Source organism: Ruegeria sp. G5, from assembly GCF_056533365.1.
This window is the reverse complement of the sequence record NZ_JBQFOK010000001.1, coordinates 423,815-442,699: the sequence shown is the minus strand read 5'-3', so window position 1 is coordinate 442,699 and position 18,885 is coordinate 423,815. Positions and strand designations below refer to the sequence as shown.

The window sequence follows — 18,885 nt, the reverse complement described above, 5'->3', positions numbered from 1 at the left end:
GAGTCGCTTTTCTGCTCGACAGGCTAATTCCACATTTGTACCATCGTCAATCATGAATGACACAAATGTATCATCAATCGTTCTTGACCGCCTGACAGAGGAATGGGACGCCCTGACGCCCGAAGCGCAGAAAGCTGCGCGCTACGTGCTGGAAAACCCAACGGATGTTGGGGTTTCAACCGTGCGCGAGATCGCCGAGGCGGCCAAAGTCAAACCCAACACGTTTGTCCGCATGGCGCGGCAAGTCGGGTTCGACGGATACGAGGATTTCCGCGCTCCGTTCCGCGATGCGATTCGGCGTGGGAACGTCTCGTTTCCCGATCGGGCCAAATGGCTGCAGGATATCGGCAAGTCCGGAGAGTTGGGCGGCCTCTACGCGGATATGATCGGTGCAACAATTCGCAATATCGAAGAGACCTTTGCAGGGATCGACGCGACACGCCTGAAGGCCGCTGCCGAGGATATCTGGAATTGCCGTCAGATTTTCACGCTTGGCGTTGGCGTCAATAACGCCAATGCACGGAACTTCACCTATCTTGCCTCAACCGGCATGAAACAATTCCACGCCATACCGCGCCCCGGATCGACACCCGTAGACGATCTGGCCTGGGCTGATGATCAGGACGTCCTGATCGCGATGACTTGCCACCCCTATCGCACCGAAGTCATCGAGGCAGTCAAACTGGCCCGAGAACAAGGGATGACTGTGGTCAGTATATCCGACAGTCCCGCCAGCCCCGTCATCCTTAATGCGCATCATGGCTTTGTCATTGCAGTCGACACACCGCAATTCTTCCCGTCCTCTGTCTCGACCATCGCGCTGCTTGAGACGTTGCTATCCTTTGTGATCGCCGTCGCCAGCGACGAAATCGTCGAGCGGGTGGAACGGTTTCATCAACGCAGACACCAGCTTGGCATCTACGCGGAGGAGCCCGAATGAATGCCCCCCTGACCCATTCACTGGACGCCCGATACTATACCGAACCCGCCATCTTTCAGCAGGAGATGCAGGGGCTACTGGCCCGAACATGGCAATTCGCAGGGCATGTTGCACAGGTTCGCGAACCCGGCGATTACTTTGCGTTCGAGATCGCCGGTCAAAGCCTGTTTTGTATTCGTGGGCGGGACGGTGAGATTCGCACTTTCTACAATGTCTGCCAGCATCGCGCCCATGAAATGGTCACAGGCGCTGGCAACACACGCGTCGTGGTCTGCCCTTACCACGCCTGGACATATGAACTGACGGGCCATCTGCGCGCCGGACCCAACATCAAATCCGTCCCCGGTTTCGACCGCAGTGCCATTTGCCTGACCTCGGTCCGGACCGAAGTGTTCAACGGCTTTATCTTCGTCAATCTCGACGATGACGCCGCGCCTATGGACGAATGGTACCCCGGCGTACGCGAAGAAATTCGCGCGTTCGTCCCGCATATTGCCGATCTTGAGCCGCTCGAATGGGTCGAGATTCCCGAAAAATGCAACTGGAAAGTCAGTATCGAGAATTACTCGGAATGCTATCACTGCCCCACCAACCATCCGACCTTTGCTGAGGGCGTGGTAAAGCCCGAAACCTATGACATTCAACCGGATGCTGGTGGCGGTTACGTCCTGCGTCACACGACCGAGTGTCAGAGCCTCGATAAAATGACTTATCCGATCGACCTGTCGGTGCCTCATGCGGGCGACTATCAGTCGTGGTTCCTGTGGCCCATGTTCTCATTCCAGTGCTATCCGGGCAATGTTCTGAACACCTATCACTGGCGTGCCGACAATGCCGATCACTGCACCGTTTGGCGCGGCTGGTTCACCGAAGGCGGATCCGAGAGCGCCGTGATCCGGCAACTGGCCGTCCAAGATCGCGAAACAACGGTCGAAGAGGATATCCATCTGGTCGAGAGCGTCCACCGCGGCCTGAAATCGCGCGGCTACCGCCCCGGCCCACTGGTCCTGGATCCCGGTTGTGGAGTGATGTCGGAACACTCGATTGCCAAGCTGCAACAATGGATGCGCGAGGCGGTTGATCCGTGACGACAGGCGATGCCACATGCTGATGCCCGAAGAATGGCGCCCCGAGCATAAGCTGTTCCCCTATCAGGTGGGTTTTACCAGCCCGCCGTTTGACTTTGACGCGGCTCCATCGGATTTCCTGCGCATTTGCCCCGAAACTGTCGGTGTTCATGGCTGGATGCTGCACGTACCAGATTACGTGCACGGGCTGGACCAGCGGAAACAGAACTTTGGCATGCTCGAGGATTTCGTCCATTGCATGTCGCGCAATGGTGTCGATGTGTGCGGACAAGTCGGGTCCAACTGGGTGCACGCTTGTGGGTTGGGCGTTGAAGGCGTCCGGCAGCATTGTGAAAACCTGTCCGACAAATACGGCACGCAGTTCCATATGGCTGGCTATGCCATGGTCGAAGCCCTGCGTGAGATGAACGTCGAAAAAGTCGCCCTGAACGCGGCCTACCATTGGCCGGAATGGTGGCGCGGGACAGTGGGGTTCCTGCAAGAGGCAGGATTCGACGTCTTATGGACCGGCAATTTCCACGATCAGGGTTGGTTCGAAACACAGGAACAGGTGAATGATTCTCGCTGGGTTTTTGATGGTGATCTGGCGTTGAAAAGCTTTGAATATGTCGCTGACAAAGCGCCCAACTCCGACGCGATCCTGATCAACGGTATGTGCAACTTTCGCAGCGGTCTGAACGGGCTGCCGCAACGCCCTCTGCATCTGGTCGACGAGTTGGAGGCTGCTTTGGACAAACCTGTGATAGGTCACGACATTGCGCTTTACTGGCGCATCTTCAGATCGCTTGGTGTAACCCCTGCGCAGCCACGCGGGCGATTGCTTGGGCAGCTCTAGCAAAAAGGACCACGCCAGCATGCACAAGATTCTTGCGCTTTGGGCGGTACCAAGATCCACCTCGACCGCATTTGAGTGGATGATGCGCCAACGCGGCGATCTGGAATGCTTGCACGAACCCTTTGGCGAAGCATGGTATCAGGGGGAAGACCCTCTCTGGCACCGGTTTCAACCCGGCGACGTCACTACACCCGGTCTGACGCTTGAGACGGTTTGGCAAGATATTCAGGAACGCGCCGAAAAAGGCCCGGTCTTCATCAAAGACTTCCCTCACTACATCAACCACATGTGGGATGCCGCGTTCCTTTCCCATTTCAATCACGCCTTCCTGATCCGTGATCCGGCAAAGACGATAACCTCGATGCACAAACACTGGCCCGACTTTGCCGAAGGTGAGGTTGGCTTTCCCGAACAGCGTGCCCTGTTCGACCTGCTGACTGCCCTGAACGGAACACCCCCACCCGTGATCGACAGCGATGATCTGTTGGAGAACCCACACATGATGACGCAACGGTTTTGCGAAGCGGTCGGCATCCCCTTTATCGAGGACGCCCTGCATTGGGAGGCGGGCGGAGACCCCTCGGCCCATAGCTGGTGGGACGGCGGCTCGTTTCACGCCAATCTCGCCAAGTCGACCGGGCTGACCCCACAGCCGCGCAAACACATATCGATCACAGATGCGCCGGATCGGGTCAAACAGGTGTACCGGCGGATGAAACCGCATTACGACCATCTCTATAAGCATCGCCTGAAAGACTGAACGACCGGGAGACCTACAATGGCTGACATTTTTGACGAAGACCTGTTCCTGAAAGGGCTAGAGCAGCGCAAAAGCACGTTAGGCGCAGAATATGTCGAGAAAAATCTTGCCGCTGCCGATGATTTCACCCGTCCGTTCCAAGAGGCGATGACGGCATGGTGCTGGGGCTTTGGCTGGGGGGATGACGTGATCGACGCCAAGACCCGCTCAATGATGAACCTGTCGATGATCGGCGCATTGGGTAAAATGCACGAATGGGAAATTCACTGCAAAGGCGCGATCACCAATGGCGTCACACCCGAGGAAATCCGCGCCATCATCCACGTGATCGGCATTTACTGCGGCGTCCCACAGGCATTGGAATGCTTCCGTGTCGCGCGAAAGGTGTTGGGGTACACCTGAAACTGGCGGCAAGTCGGTTGTTTGCGAAACGCATCTTCGCCGAACCAATGTTCGGAAATAACAATCTCGCGTCATTTAAGAATGGCGCGCGTTTTTGCTTTGCCCGAAGGGTGAGCCAAATCTCATTTTCTCAACTGAAATTCAGTGTTTAGACATAGTTCTGCCTAACTTCGCCACTAGCGGTTAGGTCATGAGATCATTTATTGCTTTTTGCCTGATTATTAGCGTTTTTTCTGGCTGCAGCCGCGAGACTGCGCGCGACAAAATGTTCGACGAGCTACGTGTCCAACGGGACATTCAAACCCCGTTTCCCGCACCCGGAGTAACCTATGCCAGCTTTGACAGCGGGCATGGCTACCAGATCGAATATCTCGACCCAAATGGCAACGCATACCTTTGGTACCCCGGAAACAATAAGACCGTCGTCGGAAACTGGAAAACGCTTCTTGACGAGATGTGTTACCGCTATGGCTCCGACACGTTTAACCCACAAACTCTACAGCGCGGCGGGTCGTGGAACTGTGAATATGCCCAAACCTTGGGATTCCGCGTGACCGCCTATCAGGCCGGGGACGTGTTCAATTTGAAATCAGGAAACATCCCCTACGCTCGGGGGAAATGCGACCTGCCTGACCGTTTGAACCAAGTCAAAAAAGTGAGTTGTTCATGAAAACCATTCTTTCCGCCATTGTTTTTCTTCTGCTGGCTCAAACAGCCGCAGTTGCCTGCACCAATATGAACCGCATGCCTGTTTTCAATTACAAAAAGCACGCATCTGGTGACGCCGATTTTTACGGCCTCGATCCCAAGAAACGGCGATCTATCCTTATTCGCCACACCGGCGGGGTTTCGCGTGTTGAAATAAAGGCCAAGCGAGGTGCCAAGGGGATGTACACCCGCTCAGGAACGGGTGAACCTCTTCCCGTGTCGGTGTCCGTTACGGAAAATCTGTGTAAACAAGGCGGTACCAATCTGTTCACAAAGAAATTCCACGCCCGCCTGAAAGAAACCTACACCACGCAGTTTTACACGCCATTCCGCGCCGAAAAGAACAAAGCTCAGGCTATTTCGGTTGCGCAGTCGGTTTTACGGGCGACCTACTGCCCCAAAGGCGAAATCGCGCTGAACCACAATTTCCAATATGTCGACGAGCGCGGGAGCAAACCGGTTGTTAAGACCTTGCCCGTAGCGCAGTCTTGGGGGTCAGATCCCTTCGACGAGGTATGGAGCGTTCAATTCACGTGTTCAGAGTGGCGCAAGCCGTGACACTTGCAGGGTCATAGGCCGCAAGTCGCGCAACATTCCGACCACCAGGCCTCGCAGTCAGTGGCAGAAAGACGGGAAGCCAACCCGATACCAACAAGTTGCCCTTGCTCGGGCTGCGGGATTTCCTCGATTCCTACCGAATTGCCCGCAACCTGCACCAGATACCCTTTGCCGGAGGGGCCGCGTATCTGCCCCTTTATCCTATAGAGGTGCTCAGGCCTTTCTGCCAAAGCGGCAGCCAACTGGCCCCGGTCAAAGGATTGCCGTCCGGTAAAGGACCATTTCGTGTAAGCGGGATGCAACTCTTCGCCCATCTCTCCGGGCTCCATTTCGGTTAACAGAACCGATGTTATGTCAAACGCCTCTGCCCGGATCTGTAGGGCATTTGGGTTTATCGCGGATAAGATCTCGCCAATTCCGTCAGCACCATCAGTTTTGCTAAGCGCCAGAATGTCGGCGCATGTGATCTGGCCGTGTATCTGCGGTGCAATCATCGGGTCCGCGTTCAACCTTTCGAACTGCGTCTCATCCACGACCGTGACGATACCGGCATAGCGCAGATCGGGCTCGGCCCTGGCGACGTTGGCGATACGGGCGGGGTCCGCGATACCGCTTGCCTCAATGATCAGGTGATCGGGTCGTGGAGTACGGTCCAGAACGTCGCCCACCGCAAGGAATAAGTCCGCACCCATTGTGCAGCAGACACATCCATTTGCCAGCTCGATCGTATCTTCGTCAGATGAAATCAGCAGGCTTGCATCAATGTTGATCGCGCCAAAGTCGTTGACCAAAACCAATATGCGTAGGCCGTGATCCGCTGCCAGAACATGGTTGATCAGCGTTGTTTTTCCCGCGCCAAGGTAACCTCCGATCACCGTCAGGGGCAGTTGGATCATAGGCGGTGCACCTCGCCCCCAAGCACGGTGCCCAAAACCGGGACATCCTTTAACTCGGTCGCTGATACAGTCAGAGGATCCGCACCAAGCAAGGCAAAATCCGCACGTTTTCCAACCTGAATCGACCCAACCTCTGTGTCCATTTTCAAAGTCTGCGCCGCCCCCAGCGTGATTGCTGAAAGTGCCTCTTGCACTGTGATGCGTTGCTGCGGTCCGAGTGTTCGGCCGCTCATCGTTTGGCGGTTAACGGCGCACCAGGCCGTGAATAGCGGGCCCATGGGCGTGACAGGCGCGTCGGAATGGATCGCTGTGACCACCCCGGCATCCAGACTGTCGCGCACCGCGTCCATTGCGTTGACTCTTTCGGGCCCGATTGTCAGTGCGGCATGCTGGTCGCCGAAATACCAGATGTGATTGGCAAAGATGTTACACGCGACGCCCAATTCGGCAGCGCGTCGAAACAAAGCGGAATCCATCATTTGGCAATGCTGCAAAACATGCCGCGCACCCGGCCAAGGGTGATTGCGCGCAGCATCTTCAAGCGCATTCAGCGAGACTTCGGCCGCTTCATCCCCGTTGACGTGGATATGCATCTGAACGCCATGTTCCTGCATTGCATTGCATAGTTGAAAAATCTGTTCCGGTGGCGTGTTCCACAACCCGTTGGGCTGACCCCCAACATATCCCGGCGCGCGGACGCGCGCTGTCCAACCCTGAATTGATCCATCAGTCATCAGCTTGACGGCCCCCAACCGCAGCTTGTCGGTGGATGCCGCACGCATTTTCAATGCACTTGATGCGATCTCGTGCGGGGGCGAACCCATTGCGCCCAGCGCAGGGACCAATCGCACAGGAAAATCAACCCGCGCCGTCGCAGTCGCCAGCCGACCGATATCTTCATCCGTCAGCGTCGCGAACAGGTCCGTCACCGTTGTCACACCCGCGCGTTTGCAGACCTCTCCGTAGGATGTCAGGGCCGCGTCGGTTTGTGTGAGCGCGCGAAAATCAATCCCCGTTCGACGCATGATCGGAAACATCGCTGCCATTTCCTGCAACTCACCCGTGGGCAGGCCGTCTTCGCCTTTGATCACACCCTCGACATTGGTGGACTGATCATACCCGACAAGGTCCAGTGCCGCGCTATTGGCGCACAGCAGATGGAAATTTGAGAACAGGATAGCGATTGGCCGTTCGGAACTGACCTGATCCAGATGGCGTCGGCTAAGACGTTCGCTCGTCAGGAATATCGGGTCAAAACCCCATCCCACAAGTGGCTGTCCGGGTGCCAGATCGGCTTCGTTCTCTTTCAACCGCTGAATGACATGGTTGATCTCGGTCATGCCTTTGTGCAGCCGGCCTTGCGGGTCTAGCCGGTCGTGATACCCGCAATAGACGTAATCCCACATGGCGCCCGCCATCATATGGGCGTGGCCTTCGACAAAACCCGGCATCAGGACGCAGTCGGACAGGTCGATCTGCTGATCTACTCCTCCCCACGCGCTGGCACAGTCCGGGCCGCCGACCGCCAGAATCCGCCCATCCCGGACCGCCACATGGGTCGCCCGTGGGATGTTACGATCCATCGTCAGCACCGATTTAGCGTGAAATAAAAGCGTTTTACCCATGCCCATCCTACTACCGTTTCCAAACAGCTATCCAAGCTTTGTCGTTTGGAAAAATAGAATTAGTATCGGAGTATCACACAAAAAATATGGGATGTTCTGTGCGTTTCACCCTTAAGCAACTGCAATATTTCGACGCCGCATTACGCACCGGATCAATTGCCCGAGCGTCGGTTGAAATGAACATCTCTCAATCCTCGATCACCGCGGCCATCGACATGATCGAAAGCACCACACAAGCCGAGCTTTTGCGGCGCATGCCCGCCAAGGGCATAATCGCAACGGACAAAGGGATCGAAATCGGCGCGCGCATTCGAGAGTTTCTGGAACAGGCCCGAATATTCGAATCCGACCTGCTGACACTCACCGGTGATCCGGCAGGAACTTTGCGGTTGGGATGCTATGCTCCGACTGCGCCGTATGTTCTGCCGCCGATCCTGAAGCGTATCTCGCAGGACTTTCCTCAGATCAGGGTCGAAATTAAAGAGGGCGACATGCTGAGCATCGCAGAACTGCTCAATGGCGGTGTTGTTGATCTTGCATTGACCTACCGTCGCGCAGCACCCAAGGCGCAACCGTTTCTGCCAATGTTCAAAGCCGCCCCAATTGCGCTGATACCTGACGTTTCTCCGCTTGCGAAAAAACCGCAGGTTGCGTTGTCGGATCTGGCTGACCTGCCGATGATCCTTCTCGACCTACCCGGCGCCCCGGATTACTTCGAAGCCCTGTTCACAGCCGAAGGCCTTCGGACAAAGGTCGCGCATACCACCAAAAGCTCTTCGGTATTGCGCGGGATGGTCGGGGCTGATCTGGGATATGCCATCCTTAACATCTGCGGGCCGTTGGACCGAAAAGGTCAAAATGGATATGTCGCCCGGCCGATTTCAGGCAACCAGGATGCCCCCCATTACGGTGTCGCCTATACTGGGGCTGGCAAACGATCTGCATTGGTGCGCACCGTTCTGGAGACCTGCCGCGAAATCGCCGATCAGGGGGGATTTGACCACCTGCTGTCGACCCCGGCGTCCGACCACCGCTAAAAGCGTCAAAAAATGTATGAATACCCCGCCAAAACAATTGTTTTCTGCATTTATTGGGATTGGGTAGCTTTCTCAAAGACTGCCTGCCCAAGTTTGCGGAGTATCGTTGGAACGACTTAACCCTTGAAAGAGACGGTACAAAACCGGGGCGAAAGACAAAAACCACATAACAGAACGCGACCAACCAGGAGGACTTCATGAAATTGATGAATTTGAAAACGGTGACGATGCCGGTACTGGCATTCGCACTCTCTGCCACATCCGCTCTGGCCGCCGACATCACAATGAATGTCGGCTTTGGCGCACCCGAAGAGTCTCTCTACGGTCGTTTTGGCAAAATCTTTCAGGAAAAGGTAGCTGAACACTCAGACGGTGCAATTGAGGTCAAACTGCGCTGCTGCAACCAGATCTCCAGCGAGGATGAGGCGTTCAAGGCCATGCAGCTTGGTACGGTTGATGGGTTCTTTATCACCGCCAACAACGTCTCGCCCCATTGGCCGCTGATGGATGTCACGGTGCTGCCCTATATCTTCCAGAACGCCGAACATCTGGACCGGGTGCTGAATGGCGATGTTGGTCAGCAAATGAAAGACCAATTGCAGGCCGACACCAGCGTGCATCTATTGGCCTTTGGCCCTGCGCTGTATCGCGATTTCTACAACTCCGTGCGTCCCGTGAACACGATGGCCGATATGGAAGGGTTGAAAATCCGCGTCCCCAAGAACGAGGTGATGATCGCCACGTTCGAAGCCTTTGGCGCAAACCCAGTGCCGCTTGCGTGGTCCGAGACCCCCACGGCGCTGCAGACCGGCACCGTGGATGGTGGCGACAACGGCACCTCCTTCATCCGCGACATGAAATTCTTTGAGTTCGAGCCGCATCTGGTCATCCTCGAACACTTTGTGGCCTTCGCACCTCTGTTCGCGTCGGACAACTTCATGAAGAAGCTGAACGATGAGCAGCGCGCCCAAATCCTTGCCGCTGCCGAAGAGGCCGGGGCAGAATTCGCAGCGCAGGTCGCGAGTGAGACCGAAGAGGTCCGCACATGGTTGGTCGAAGAAGGCGGCATGGCCCGTACGGACCCGGACCGCACCGACTTTATTGCCGCCGCTCAGGGCGTTCAGCAGGAGTTCGCGGAAAAACGCGGTGATGATTTCATCGCTTTGGTGAACGCCATTCAGGCCGCCGCCCAATAAACAAACCGGGCGCCACAAGGTGCCCTTTTTCGGCCCCGTAAGCGGACGAGGGACAAAATGGTTGCACTCAAGTGGCTCGAACGGCATTTCGAGGAGCTGATCTGCTGCACCTGTCTGGCGGTGATCGCCGTGGCGGTCTTTGCGCAAGTGGTGGCGCGCTATGTGTTTCAGGTCGCCTTGCACTGGACCGAAGAAACCGCGGCCATGTGCATGGTCTGGGCGGTCTATATGGGCGCGTCGCTCTGTGTGCGCGAGCGGTTCCACATCCGCATCATGGTCGCGGTGCAAGCGCTACCCACCGGCTTCGGCAAGATCGTCATTTTCATCGCCGACATCTTCTGGGCTTTCTTCTGCCTGTTCATGCTGCGGATCAGTTGGGATTATCTCGCCGTCTTCTGGCGCTTTCCCGAAACTAGCCCCAGCCTTGGCATCAACCAATTCTACCCCCAAACCATTCTGGTGATCGGCTACGCGCTGATGCTGATCCGTCTGGCACAAACCTACGTCAACTGGTGGCGTGACGGGCGAAACGGCCTGCCGGGTATGCTGGCTGAGGAATGGGAAGCGACCACCAAGGATCAGGAGCATCAGATATGAGTGCTCTGATGGTTCTGGCCATCGCCTTTGTCCTGCTGACGGTCATTGGCGTGCCGCTGTTTGTCTCGGTCGGCCTGACCACGGCACTGGCGCTGTATCTGATCGACATCCCCTATACGCTGATGGCGCAGACCGGCTATGGCAGCCTAACGCCCTTTCCCCTGCTGACCATTCCGCTTTTCGTGCTGGCTGGACGGTTGATGGAAGTAGGCGGAATGGCCACCCGGATGATCTCAATCGCGACCAACCTTGTGGGGGCCTATCGCGGCTCGATGGGGTTGGTGACGGTCTTTGCCTGCATGTTGTTTGCCGCGCTTTCCGGTTCGGGCCCTGCCACCACTGCGGCGATTGGGTCGGTCACGGTTCCGGCCATGAAACGCGAAGGCTATGACGTGCCCTTTGCCGCCGCCATCACCGCCAGCGCGGGCGCATTGGGTAGCCTGATCCCGCCTTCGAACCTGCTGATTATCTACGGGCTGGTCTCGGAAACCTCGATCCCGCGCCTGTTTCTGGCGGGGTTGATCCCAGGGCTGATGGTCACGATCCTGCTGATGATCACCACTTACATCGTCGCCCGTCGGCGCGGGTGCGGAGGCGACGGCGAGCGGTTCTCATGGGACCCCTTCCTACGCGCGGCATGGGACGGTAAATGGTCCATCGGCGCTCCGGTTCTGATCCTTGGCGGCATCTATGGCGGGGCCTTCACCCCGACCGAGGCCGCAGGTGTGGCCGTGTTCTATTCACTGTTCGTCGGCTTCTTTATCTACCGCGAACTGACGATCGAAAAGCTGATTGAGGCTCTGCGCTTTACCTCCCTGCTGACCGGCATCCTGATCCTGCTGACGCCCACGCTAGCCTTCGGGCAACTGACCGCGTTCTATGACGTGCCGACTGCGGTGCAGGACGGCATCACCTCGATCACCGAGAACAAGTTCCTCGTCCTGCTGCTGATCGGCGTTTTCTACATCTTCATCGGCACCTTCATGGAGTCGCTGGCCCAGATCGTCCTGTTCACCGCCGTGTTCCTGCCGCTGGTCAGCTCTCTGGGTGTCGATCCGGTGATGTTCGGCATCTTCACCGTCATCACCTGCGAGATCGGGTTCCTGACACCGCCCCTTGGCGCAAACCTGACGGTAGCGGCGCGGATATCCGGGATATCCATCGAACGCATATCCGTCGCAGTCCTGCCCTTCATACTCGCCTATATCATCGGCATGGTGATCCTGATATTCTTCCCCGACCTCACCACGTTCCTGCCCGACTGGCTGTACGGAGAAGCGAAATAGGAGGCCCCCATGTTCGATCTTGTTCTGAAAGGCGGCACCATCGTCAATGGTACAGGACAGGATGGCTATGTGGGCGACGTGGCGGTCACGGGCGAGACCATCAGCGCCGTCCTGCCCGCAGGTGAGTTGGCCGCGCAGAAGGCCGCGCAAGAGATCGACGTCTCAGGTCTGGTGGTCGCACCGGGTTTCATAGACATGCACACCCATTCCGATTTCACCCTGATCGCGGATGGGCGCGCGGAAAGTCAGGTGCATCAGGGCGTCACGACCGAAGTGATCGGCCAGTGCGGCATCAGCTGCGCGCCCGTTAACAGCCCCGGTGACATCAGCCGCGTCGCGCCTTGGTACACCGATCAGGCCAGGCATGACACATGGCTGGGCTTCGGCGACTATTTGGATGTGCTGGATCGCACCGAACTCGGCGTGAACGTCATGGCCTTTGTCGGCCACGGCACCGTGCATCGCGCGGTTCTGGGCGATCAGTTGCACCCGGGTGAGGCCGAGGACGTTGCCGAAATGGCCCGACTGGTCGATCAGTGCATGGACGAAGGCGCAGGTGGCTTTTCCTCGGGTCTGGAATACTTCCCCGGCAGCCTCGCCGCGCCCGAACATCTGGTGCCCATGTGCGAGGTCGCGGCCAAATACAAACGCCTCTACGCCACCCATGTGCGCAACCGGGATACGCATTACGATCTGGGCTTTGCCGAGGCCATCGCCACCGCGCGGCAATCGGGTGCAAAGCTGCAGATCAGTCATATCCAGCCCAAATTCGGCGCGCCGGATTATGCGATGGATCATACGCTTGAGATGATCGACCTGGCGCGGCGTCACGACGTGGACATCGCCTGTGACGTGATCCCGCATGACTGGAACCATACCCTCATGGCGGCGATCCTGCCGAAATGGGCGCAGGCGGGGTCAGTCGACGATGTGCTGAAACGGCTGGCCGATCCTGAATGCCGTGAAAAGATCAAAGCCAACCCGCAGCCCATGTGGCTGATCGTCAAGGCCGAGAAATGGTCGGACATCATCCTGTTGAACGCCACCGTCAACAAGGACATCGTCGGTGCCGACTTTGCCGAAATCGGGCGGATGCGCAATTGCCATCCCTATGACGCGGTACTGGATATCCTGCTGGAGGAAGGTGAGAACCTGATGGCCTGCATGTGGTCCTCCAAATCCTTCCGAAACTCGGACGTGGAACTATGTCTGGGCCAACCGGAATGCGCGGTGATCTCGGATACCGTAGCCATCGCCAACGAGGGCATTCTGAAGGATCATATCGGCTCGCTTTCGGGCTATGGCTGGGCGGCGCGGTTCCTGCAGTACTACGTGCGGGATCGTGGCACGCTGACGCTGGAACAGGGTATCGCCAAGCTGACCTCGATCCCGGCAGATCGCCTTGGGTTGCAAAACCGCGGACGTCTGGCCGCAGGTCAAAGGGCGGATATCTGCGTATTTGACCGGGTGAATATCGCCAGCAACGCGACAGCACAAAACCCCCGTAGATATGCGTCGGGCATCGCACATGTGCTGGTGAACGGGAAACTGGCAATGCAAAACGGACAGCGCACGGACCAAAACGCGGGCCAGGTGATACGCGAATTTGCCGCCGCTGGCTAAGAGCTATTGCGCGTGTTTCACAAACGCGGTTTCCTGTTCCCGAGAAGGAACACTATCGCATGGCAGAACCCTCACACCCGCCCGTCCTTTTGCTGACAGGTACAAACGCCGCCGCCTGGACCATGGACAATGTCCGATTGGTCTTTGAAGCCGAAGGCTACGCCTGCCACAGCCTGACCTATCGCCATCACGACCTACCCCCCGGACCAGAACGCGACGCCAAACTGGTTGGGCTCAGCATTGCCGACTATGTGGAAGATGCACGAAATAAGATCACTGAAATCGGAGAGCCCCCTATCGTCATAGGGCATTCTTTGGGAGGCGTAGTCGCACAGCTCTTGGCATCCCAAGGATTGATCCGTGCCGCTGTCATGCTGAACAGCAGCATCGTTAACGGCGTCTTGCCGACAACTGACGGTGAGCGGGAACTGGGTCAGCTTTTCATTTCAGCCGGGGCATTCTGGGAACAGGCTTTGGGTCAGGACTTTGACCTTTTGGCAACCTACGGGCTGAACACGCTGCCGCCCGCCTTGCAGCACGAAATTCACGAGCGATTGGGCACGGAATCCGGGCGTGTGCTGTTCGAGTTTGTGTTCTGGATGTACGACATACATCAGACGACGTTGATTGACCCCGAAACCATAACGTGCCCGCTGTTGTTCGTGTCGGGAACCCAGGACAAAGCTGTCGCGACCAGTACCGCGCGATCTATGTCAAAGCGTTACAAAACGGCTGAGTTTATCGCGGTTGAAGGGGCCTGCCATTATATTCAGTTCGACACGCAATGGGCAGACACCGCAAAGTCGGTTCTGGATTGGGTCCGTAACCGAAGCCTCGATGCAGGTCAGGCAGATTCCTTCTGATCAAGCCAAGCGCGGATAATCGCGCGGTGACGTTCGCCTTCGTAGCTGGGGAAATGGCCGCCATGCACAACGCGCACAGGCAGACCATACAGGCGAACCATAGATCGATAATAATCGGCCGCATCGCTATGGTAGGTGTCTTCGATAAGCTCTCCGTCATAGACGATATCACCTGAAAACAACGTGCTCGTCGCGGCTTCCCATAAGGCGATACCGCCGGGCGAATGACCCGGAGTGTGGATGACCTCAAAGTGGCGATCCCCCAGATCGACCACATCCCCATCGTCCAGCAGACGCGTCGCCCGCGCCCCTTTGACCGAGTAGCTGTCTGAACGGTACGGCAACGGTGGAAGGCGGTCAAAAATCTCGTCCGTGACATACGGGTCCGCCAGTGTTGCAGCCCTGGAAGGTGTCGCCAGAATGTCCGCCTCGGCCCAGTGTACGGCACGATCTTCGAACTCATGATGGCAGCCGATATGGTCGAAATGCGTGTGACTCGCGACCGCTGTCAGTGCCCGTTCTGTTACCAAGGGAACCCATTCGCGCAGCGACACAACACCCATTCCGCTGTCGATCAGCATATCCCGATCACGCCCCCGAACATGCCACATATTGCAGCGGTAGAACGGCGTGATGAATGGCTCATCAATCAAGGTCACATCATCGCCTTTACGGGTGGTGCGATACCAATCCTGCGGTCTTGCACGCTCCATCAGTCATGCCTTTCCTGAAAAAACACGAAAACTGTCGCCGTCAGCTGACAGCTGTATCACGTCCCCCGAAGACCACGCCCTGTCCGGCGCCAAATAGGCAGTCAGGGTCAGGTCGGGCGCGCGTTCCGGCGACAGATGCGCCCGGCAATAGGTTCCGAAAAACGCCACGGATGTCAGGCTGGCACCGCCCAGTTGAACTGCGCCCTGATCGTCCGGGCGGATATCCTCGGGCCGCAAACAGATCGCTGCAGCGCCCTGCGGAATATCTGACGCAGAGGGCAAAAGACCAAAGGCGGTTTCAACCCCTACCCCGGTTTGCTTGCCGGGGATGTGGTTGTTTTCGCCCATGAAATCTGCGGTGAACAAAGTTGCCGGGTGGCGGTAGACACGATCCGGCGTACCGTGATCTTCGATCCGGCCTTTGCTCATCACCACGATTCGGTCCGCGATGGCCATGGCCTCTTCCTGATCATGTGTGACATGCACGAATGTGGTACCGATTTGTTTCTGGATACCCTTCAATTCATCCTGCATTGAACGGCGCAGTTTGAGGTCAAGTGCCCCAAGGGGTTCGTCCAGCAACAGCACATCCGGATTGACCGCCAAGGCGCGCGCCAGCGCGACCCGCTGGCGTTGGCCACCAGACAATGCGTGTGGCCGTTTTGCGGCATCCTGTTTCAGCCCGACCAGATCCAGCATTTCGTCGGCGCGGATGTTGCGGTCTTTGCGGTTCACACCGGACATCCGCAAGCCAAAGCCCACGTTGTCGCGCAAAGACATATGCGGAAACAAAGCGTAATCCTGAAACACGGTAGTGGTGGGCCGTTTCACCGGTGCAACATGGGTCATGTCCTTGCCGCCGATCAGAACCTGCCCCTCGGTTGGTTCCAGAAAGCCGCCCAAGATGGATAGCAAGGTGGTCTTTCCACAGCCCGACGGCCCCAACAGGGTGACGTATTCGCCCGCTTCGATTTGCAGGTCTATATCGCGCAGGGCCTGAAACTGACCGAACCAGTGATTGAGACCGGAAAAGGTGACGGACGCAGTCATGAGCGGCCCTTCCGAAAGATCGTGAATTCCAACAGCAGCACAACTGCGACCGAGATGACAAAGACAAAACTACCGATCGCGTTCAGCTGCGGTGACAACCCCGACCGCAACAAAGACCAGATCTCAACCGGTAGTGTCACATCAAAGCGCGTCAGGAGAAAGGCGATGATGAACTCATCCCAGCTGAGCGTGACAGACAGAAAGTACGCCGCCGCAATGGACGGCAACAGCATCGGCACAGTGACAAGCAGGATCACCTTGGGTTCTGATGCACCCAGATCGCGCGCGGCCCGTTCGGCGTTTTGCTGCTGCGCCCCCATCGAGGCATATATGATCGCAAAAGCCAGTGGCAGGTTGATCACCACATGGCCGATTGCCGCGGTCCACAGGGATACACCCATGCCGGTGCGTGTCAGTACGATCAACAATCCCAGCCCGACGATCAGGTAGCTGACGGTCAATGGTGTGATCAGCAACCCTCGGATCAGGGCCGAGCCCGGCAGGACATGGCGCGCCAACCCATAGGCGGCGAGAAACCCAAGCGTTACAGCAACAGCGGATGCGCCAAACGCCACCACCAATGAATTGCGCAACGCGCCCATCAGGTCGGAATCACCCAGAATGGTTTGGTACCAGCGCAGCGATGGGCCATTGAATGGCGGCACCGGCAAAGTTCCGTCCTGCAGCGAAAACAGCACCAGAACACCCACCGGCAGGTAAATGAAGACAAACGCAACAACGAGGTAGATCCAAGGCAGCGCGCGCATCATAACCGGTCAATCCTCAGCCAGCGCGCAGAAGCCAGATATGCCAATGCAACGATGCTCATCAATACGATGGCCAGTGCCGAGGCCAGCGGGAAATCGGCTCGGCGGCCAAGCTGCACCATGATGACTTGCGGCACGGTAAGTTCGGTGTTCCCGCCCAAAATCTGGGGTGTCACGTAATCCCCGATGCACAAGACAAACGTCAGAAAGGCCCCTGTCACGATACCGGGCAGCGTCAGTGGCAGGATAACATGCCGAAAGGTTTGAAAGGCATTCGCGCCCAGATCCATGGCAGCCCTACGGTAATTCGGCGACAGCTGGATCAGGTTTGCATAGATGGTCAGCGTCAACAGCATGACAAAGAAATGGACAAAACCGGTCACTGTAGCAAAGCGCGTGTTGGCCAGTGTAATCGGCTCGCCAATCAGCCCCAGCCCCATCAGGGCTTCGTTCACAACACCCTCGCGTGCCAGAACCAAAAGCCAAGCGTAAGAGCGCACAACGTAGGACGTCCAGAACGGTAAAATCGCCAGCAACAACGCAAGGCGTTGCCAGCGCGGGGGCACTTTGAAGGCGATTATCCAAGCCAGTGGATAGGCCAGCAGAACCGAAACAACCGTGACCGTCAGGGTAATCTCCAACGACACCACAATCGCGCGCGACAGGTACGCTTTCTCAAACAGTTCCGCGTAATTCGCCAGTGACAAATCCCAGACCAGCTTGCGCCCTTCGAGTGACGCAAAACTCATCGCCCCCATCACAACGAAAGGGACGACAAAGAATACGACAGTCCAAAGAAGGGCCGGGGTCACAAAGCCCCAGCCCCGCAACTGGTCCTTCTGCATCACTGCTGCAGAGTCTCGAGCCAGAGGTCCTGCATCTCGATGTCCAAATCCGCATCAGGTGCCGGATAAAGCTGCGTCAAAGCTAGGTAATCCGGCTGCTGATCCCAACGCAGGATGGACTTTTGTTCATCCGTCAGAACGTCACCAGCCTTGGCGTTGGCGGGCATCCCCCAGAAACAAGATGACGTTGCCAGACGGGCCTGACCTTCCGGGCTAGTGATGTACTTGATGAACTCAACCGCCATGTCAGGGTTTTGCGCACCTTCGACCACGCCGATTGACTGCGCCCAGCGCACCGCACCTTCCTTGGGAATGGTCCATGTCAGCTCGGGCTGTTCCGAGGCCAAGACGGCCGTCAGCCACTCGCCACCGCCCACAACGATATCGACCTCGCCCGTGGCCAGTGCTGTTTGCGCGGCGACAACGCCCGCAACCGAAGCTGCCCGCCCACGCATCGTGGACAGGACATCGCCGATCTTTGCCAGATCGCCTGCACCAATCGCATCCGTGGCGATCCCTTCTGCGATCGCAGCAAGCCCCATGACCGGCAAGTAGTAGTCATAGATCGAGATTCTACCGTCGTATTTCTCGGACCAGACGCTGGACAACGCCTCCATATCCGCCGGATCGACCTTGGCTGAGTTGTACGAGATCGTGTTATAGCCAAACTTTTCGGTCACGGCGTATGTCACGCCATCAATTGTGTTGTTTTCGGCCATGACCACTTCGGGGAAGTAATCGGCTGTCGACACCGCGCCATCAGGCAACGGGGCCAATACACCAGCCTCTACCGCACGAAACACGTCGATCCCGTCCACAACAAGAACGTCCCAATCCCCCGGGCGGGACTGTTCCAGCAAGGCCAACGCGGCCCCTGTTCCCTCGTATTCGCGCAGATTGACCTTTACACCATGTTTTTCTTCGAACGGCGCAATCAGTTCGGGGTCCGTGTGGTCACACCACACCAACGCATTCAATTCACCTTCGGCCCAGGCGTTGCCCGCGGTCAGGGCCAGTGCCGACACACCAAGGATTTTCCATCCGGTTCGCATTTGCTTCATCTCCTGTTGATTTCGGGTCGCCCGTTTTTTTAATT

Annotated in this window: 20 protein-coding genes; 13 read left to right on the top strand and 7 right to left on the bottom strand. The window is 57.2% G+C overall.

The features are described 5' to 3' along the window. Window positions 1-52: 52 nt before the first annotated feature. The 7 genes from ACR0BD_RS02165 (at window position 53) to ACR0BD_RS02135 (ending at window position 5,291) form a co-directional block, all read left to right on the top strand. A complete protein-coding gene (locus ACR0BD_RS02165; protein WP_480828637.1) occupies window positions 53-940 on the top strand; it encodes a MurR/RpiR family transcriptional regulator in 888 nt (295 codons plus the stop codon). After that, a complete protein-coding gene (locus ACR0BD_RS02160; protein ID WP_480828636.1) occupies window positions 937-2,028 on the top strand; it encodes an aromatic ring-hydroxylating oxygenase subunit alpha in 1,092 nt (363 codons plus the stop codon). Before ACR0BD_RS02165 ends, ACR0BD_RS02160 begins: the two co-directional genes overlap by 4 nt. A gap of 16 nt (window positions 2,029-2,044) precedes the next feature. Next, entirely contained in the window at window positions 2,045-2,863 is an 819-nt protein-coding gene (locus ACR0BD_RS02155; RefSeq protein WP_480828635.1) for a hypothetical protein, read from the top strand. A gap of 19 nt (window positions 2,864-2,882) precedes the next feature. Next, a complete protein-coding gene (locus ACR0BD_RS02150; RefSeq protein ID WP_480828633.1) occupies window positions 2,883-3,623 on the top strand; it encodes a sulfotransferase-like domain-containing protein in 741 nt (246 codons plus the stop codon). Between the two features lie 18 nt (window positions 3,624-3,641). Then, window positions 3,642-4,025 (top strand): carboxymuconolactone decarboxylase family protein, encoded by a 384-nt coding sequence (locus ACR0BD_RS02145; RefSeq protein WP_480828631.1) that lies wholly within the window; start codon window positions 3,642-3,644, stop codon window positions 4,023-4,025. A gap of 190 nt (window positions 4,026-4,215) precedes the next feature. Continuing rightward, the gene (locus ACR0BD_RS02140; RefSeq protein ID WP_480828628.1) at window positions 4,216-4,695 is read left to right on the top strand and encodes a hypothetical protein; all 480 of its coding nucleotides are present in this window, start codon (window positions 4,216-4,218) and stop codon (window positions 4,693-4,695) included. Continuing rightward, complete coding sequence (locus tag ACR0BD_RS02135) at window positions 4,692-5,291, top strand: hypothetical protein (protein ID WP_480828626.1); 600 nt, start codon at window positions 4,692-4,694, stop codon at window positions 5,289-5,291. The genes ACR0BD_RS02140 and ACR0BD_RS02135 overlap by 4 nt, the downstream gene beginning before the upstream one ends. 11 nt (window positions 5,292-5,302) lie before the next feature. Here the strand turns inward: ACR0BD_RS02135 and ACR0BD_RS02130 are convergent, their stop codons facing one another. Both ACR0BD_RS02130 and ACR0BD_RS02125 read right to left on the bottom strand, forming a co-directional pair. After that, a complete protein-coding gene (locus ACR0BD_RS02130; RefSeq protein ID WP_480828624.1) occupies window positions 5,303-6,187 on the bottom strand; it encodes a CobW family GTP-binding protein in 885 nt (294 codons plus the stop codon). Continuing rightward, window positions 6,184-7,812, bottom strand: coding sequence for an amidohydrolase (locus tag ACR0BD_RS02125; protein ID WP_480828623.1), 1,629 nt, complete (start codon window positions 7,810-7,812; stop codon window positions 6,184-6,186). The genes ACR0BD_RS02130 and ACR0BD_RS02125 overlap by 4 nt, the downstream gene beginning before the upstream one ends. Before the next feature lie 98 nt (window positions 7,813-7,910). On the opposite strand from ACR0BD_RS02125, the gene ACR0BD_RS02120 reads away from it, so the two are divergent. The 6 genes from ACR0BD_RS02120 (at window position 7,911) to ACR0BD_RS02095 (ending at window position 14,414) form a co-directional block, all read left to right on the top strand. Next, on the top strand, window positions 7,911-8,849 hold the full coding sequence (locus ACR0BD_RS02120) for a LysR substrate-binding domain-containing protein (protein WP_480828621.1): 939 nt from the start codon (window positions 7,911-7,913) through the stop codon (window positions 8,847-8,849). A gap of 197 nt (window positions 8,850-9,046) precedes the next feature. Then, window positions 9,047-10,045, top strand: a complete 999-nt coding sequence (locus tag ACR0BD_RS02115; protein WP_480828620.1) for a TRAP transporter substrate-binding protein — start codon at window positions 9,047-9,049, stop codon at window positions 10,043-10,045. A 57-nt stretch (window positions 10,046-10,102) separates the two neighbouring features. Continuing rightward, window positions 10,103-10,642 carry a TRAP transporter small permease gene (locus ACR0BD_RS02110; RefSeq protein WP_480828618.1) on the top strand — a complete coding sequence of 180 codons (540 nt, stop codon included), beginning with the start codon at window positions 10,103-10,105 and terminating at the stop codon, window positions 10,640-10,642. Next, the gene (locus tag ACR0BD_RS02105) at window positions 10,639-11,928 is read left to right on the top strand and encodes a TRAP transporter large permease (RefSeq protein ID WP_480828617.1); all 1,290 of its coding nucleotides are present in this window, start codon (window positions 10,639-10,641) and stop codon (window positions 11,926-11,928) included. Before ACR0BD_RS02110 ends, ACR0BD_RS02105 begins: the two co-directional genes overlap by 4 nt. A 9-nt stretch (window positions 11,929-11,937) precedes the next feature. After that, window positions 11,938-13,551 (top strand): N-acyl-D-amino-acid deacylase family protein, encoded by a 1,614-nt coding sequence (locus tag ACR0BD_RS02100; protein WP_480828616.1) that lies wholly within the window; start codon window positions 11,938-11,940, stop codon window positions 13,549-13,551. A 59-nt stretch (window positions 13,552-13,610) separates the two neighbouring features. Next, a complete protein-coding gene (locus tag ACR0BD_RS02095) occupies window positions 13,611-14,414 on the top strand; it encodes an alpha/beta hydrolase (protein ID WP_480828615.1) in 804 nt (267 codons plus the stop codon). On the opposite strand, the gene ACR0BD_RS02090 is transcribed toward ACR0BD_RS02095, so the two are convergent. Genes ACR0BD_RS02090 through ACR0BD_RS02070 form a run of 5 tightly spaced genes read right to left on the bottom strand, consistent with a single transcriptional unit; the run spans window position 14,396 to window position 18,841 of the window. Continuing rightward, complete coding sequence (locus ACR0BD_RS02090; protein ID WP_480828613.1) at window positions 14,396-15,127, bottom strand: MBL fold metallo-hydrolase; 732 nt, start codon at window positions 15,125-15,127, stop codon at window positions 14,396-14,398. The two genes, ACR0BD_RS02095 and ACR0BD_RS02090, sit on opposite strands and share 19 nt — an antisense overlap. A gap of 3 nt (window positions 15,128-15,130) precedes the next feature. Continuing rightward, complete coding sequence (locus tag ACR0BD_RS02085; RefSeq protein WP_480828612.1) at window positions 15,131-16,177, bottom strand: ABC transporter ATP-binding protein; 1,047 nt, start codon at window positions 16,175-16,177, stop codon at window positions 15,131-15,133. Beyond that, window positions 16,174-16,947: an ABC transporter permease gene (locus ACR0BD_RS02080; RefSeq protein WP_480695481.1), complete on the bottom strand. Its 774-nt coding sequence runs from the start codon at window positions 16,945-16,947 to the stop codon at window positions 16,174-16,176. The genes ACR0BD_RS02085 and ACR0BD_RS02080 overlap by 4 nt, the downstream gene beginning before the upstream one ends. Beyond that, window positions 16,944-17,789 (bottom strand): ABC transporter permease, encoded by an 846-nt coding sequence (locus ACR0BD_RS02075; RefSeq protein WP_480828611.1) that lies wholly within the window; start codon window positions 17,787-17,789, stop codon window positions 16,944-16,946. Before ACR0BD_RS02075 ends, ACR0BD_RS02080 begins: the two co-directional genes overlap by 4 nt. Further along, window positions 17,789-18,841, bottom strand: coding sequence for an extracellular solute-binding protein (locus ACR0BD_RS02070; RefSeq protein WP_480828610.1), 1,053 nt, complete (start codon window positions 18,839-18,841; stop codon window positions 17,789-17,791). Before ACR0BD_RS02070 ends, ACR0BD_RS02075 begins: the two co-directional genes overlap by 1 nt. Window positions 18,842-18,885: the final 44 nt, after the last annotated feature.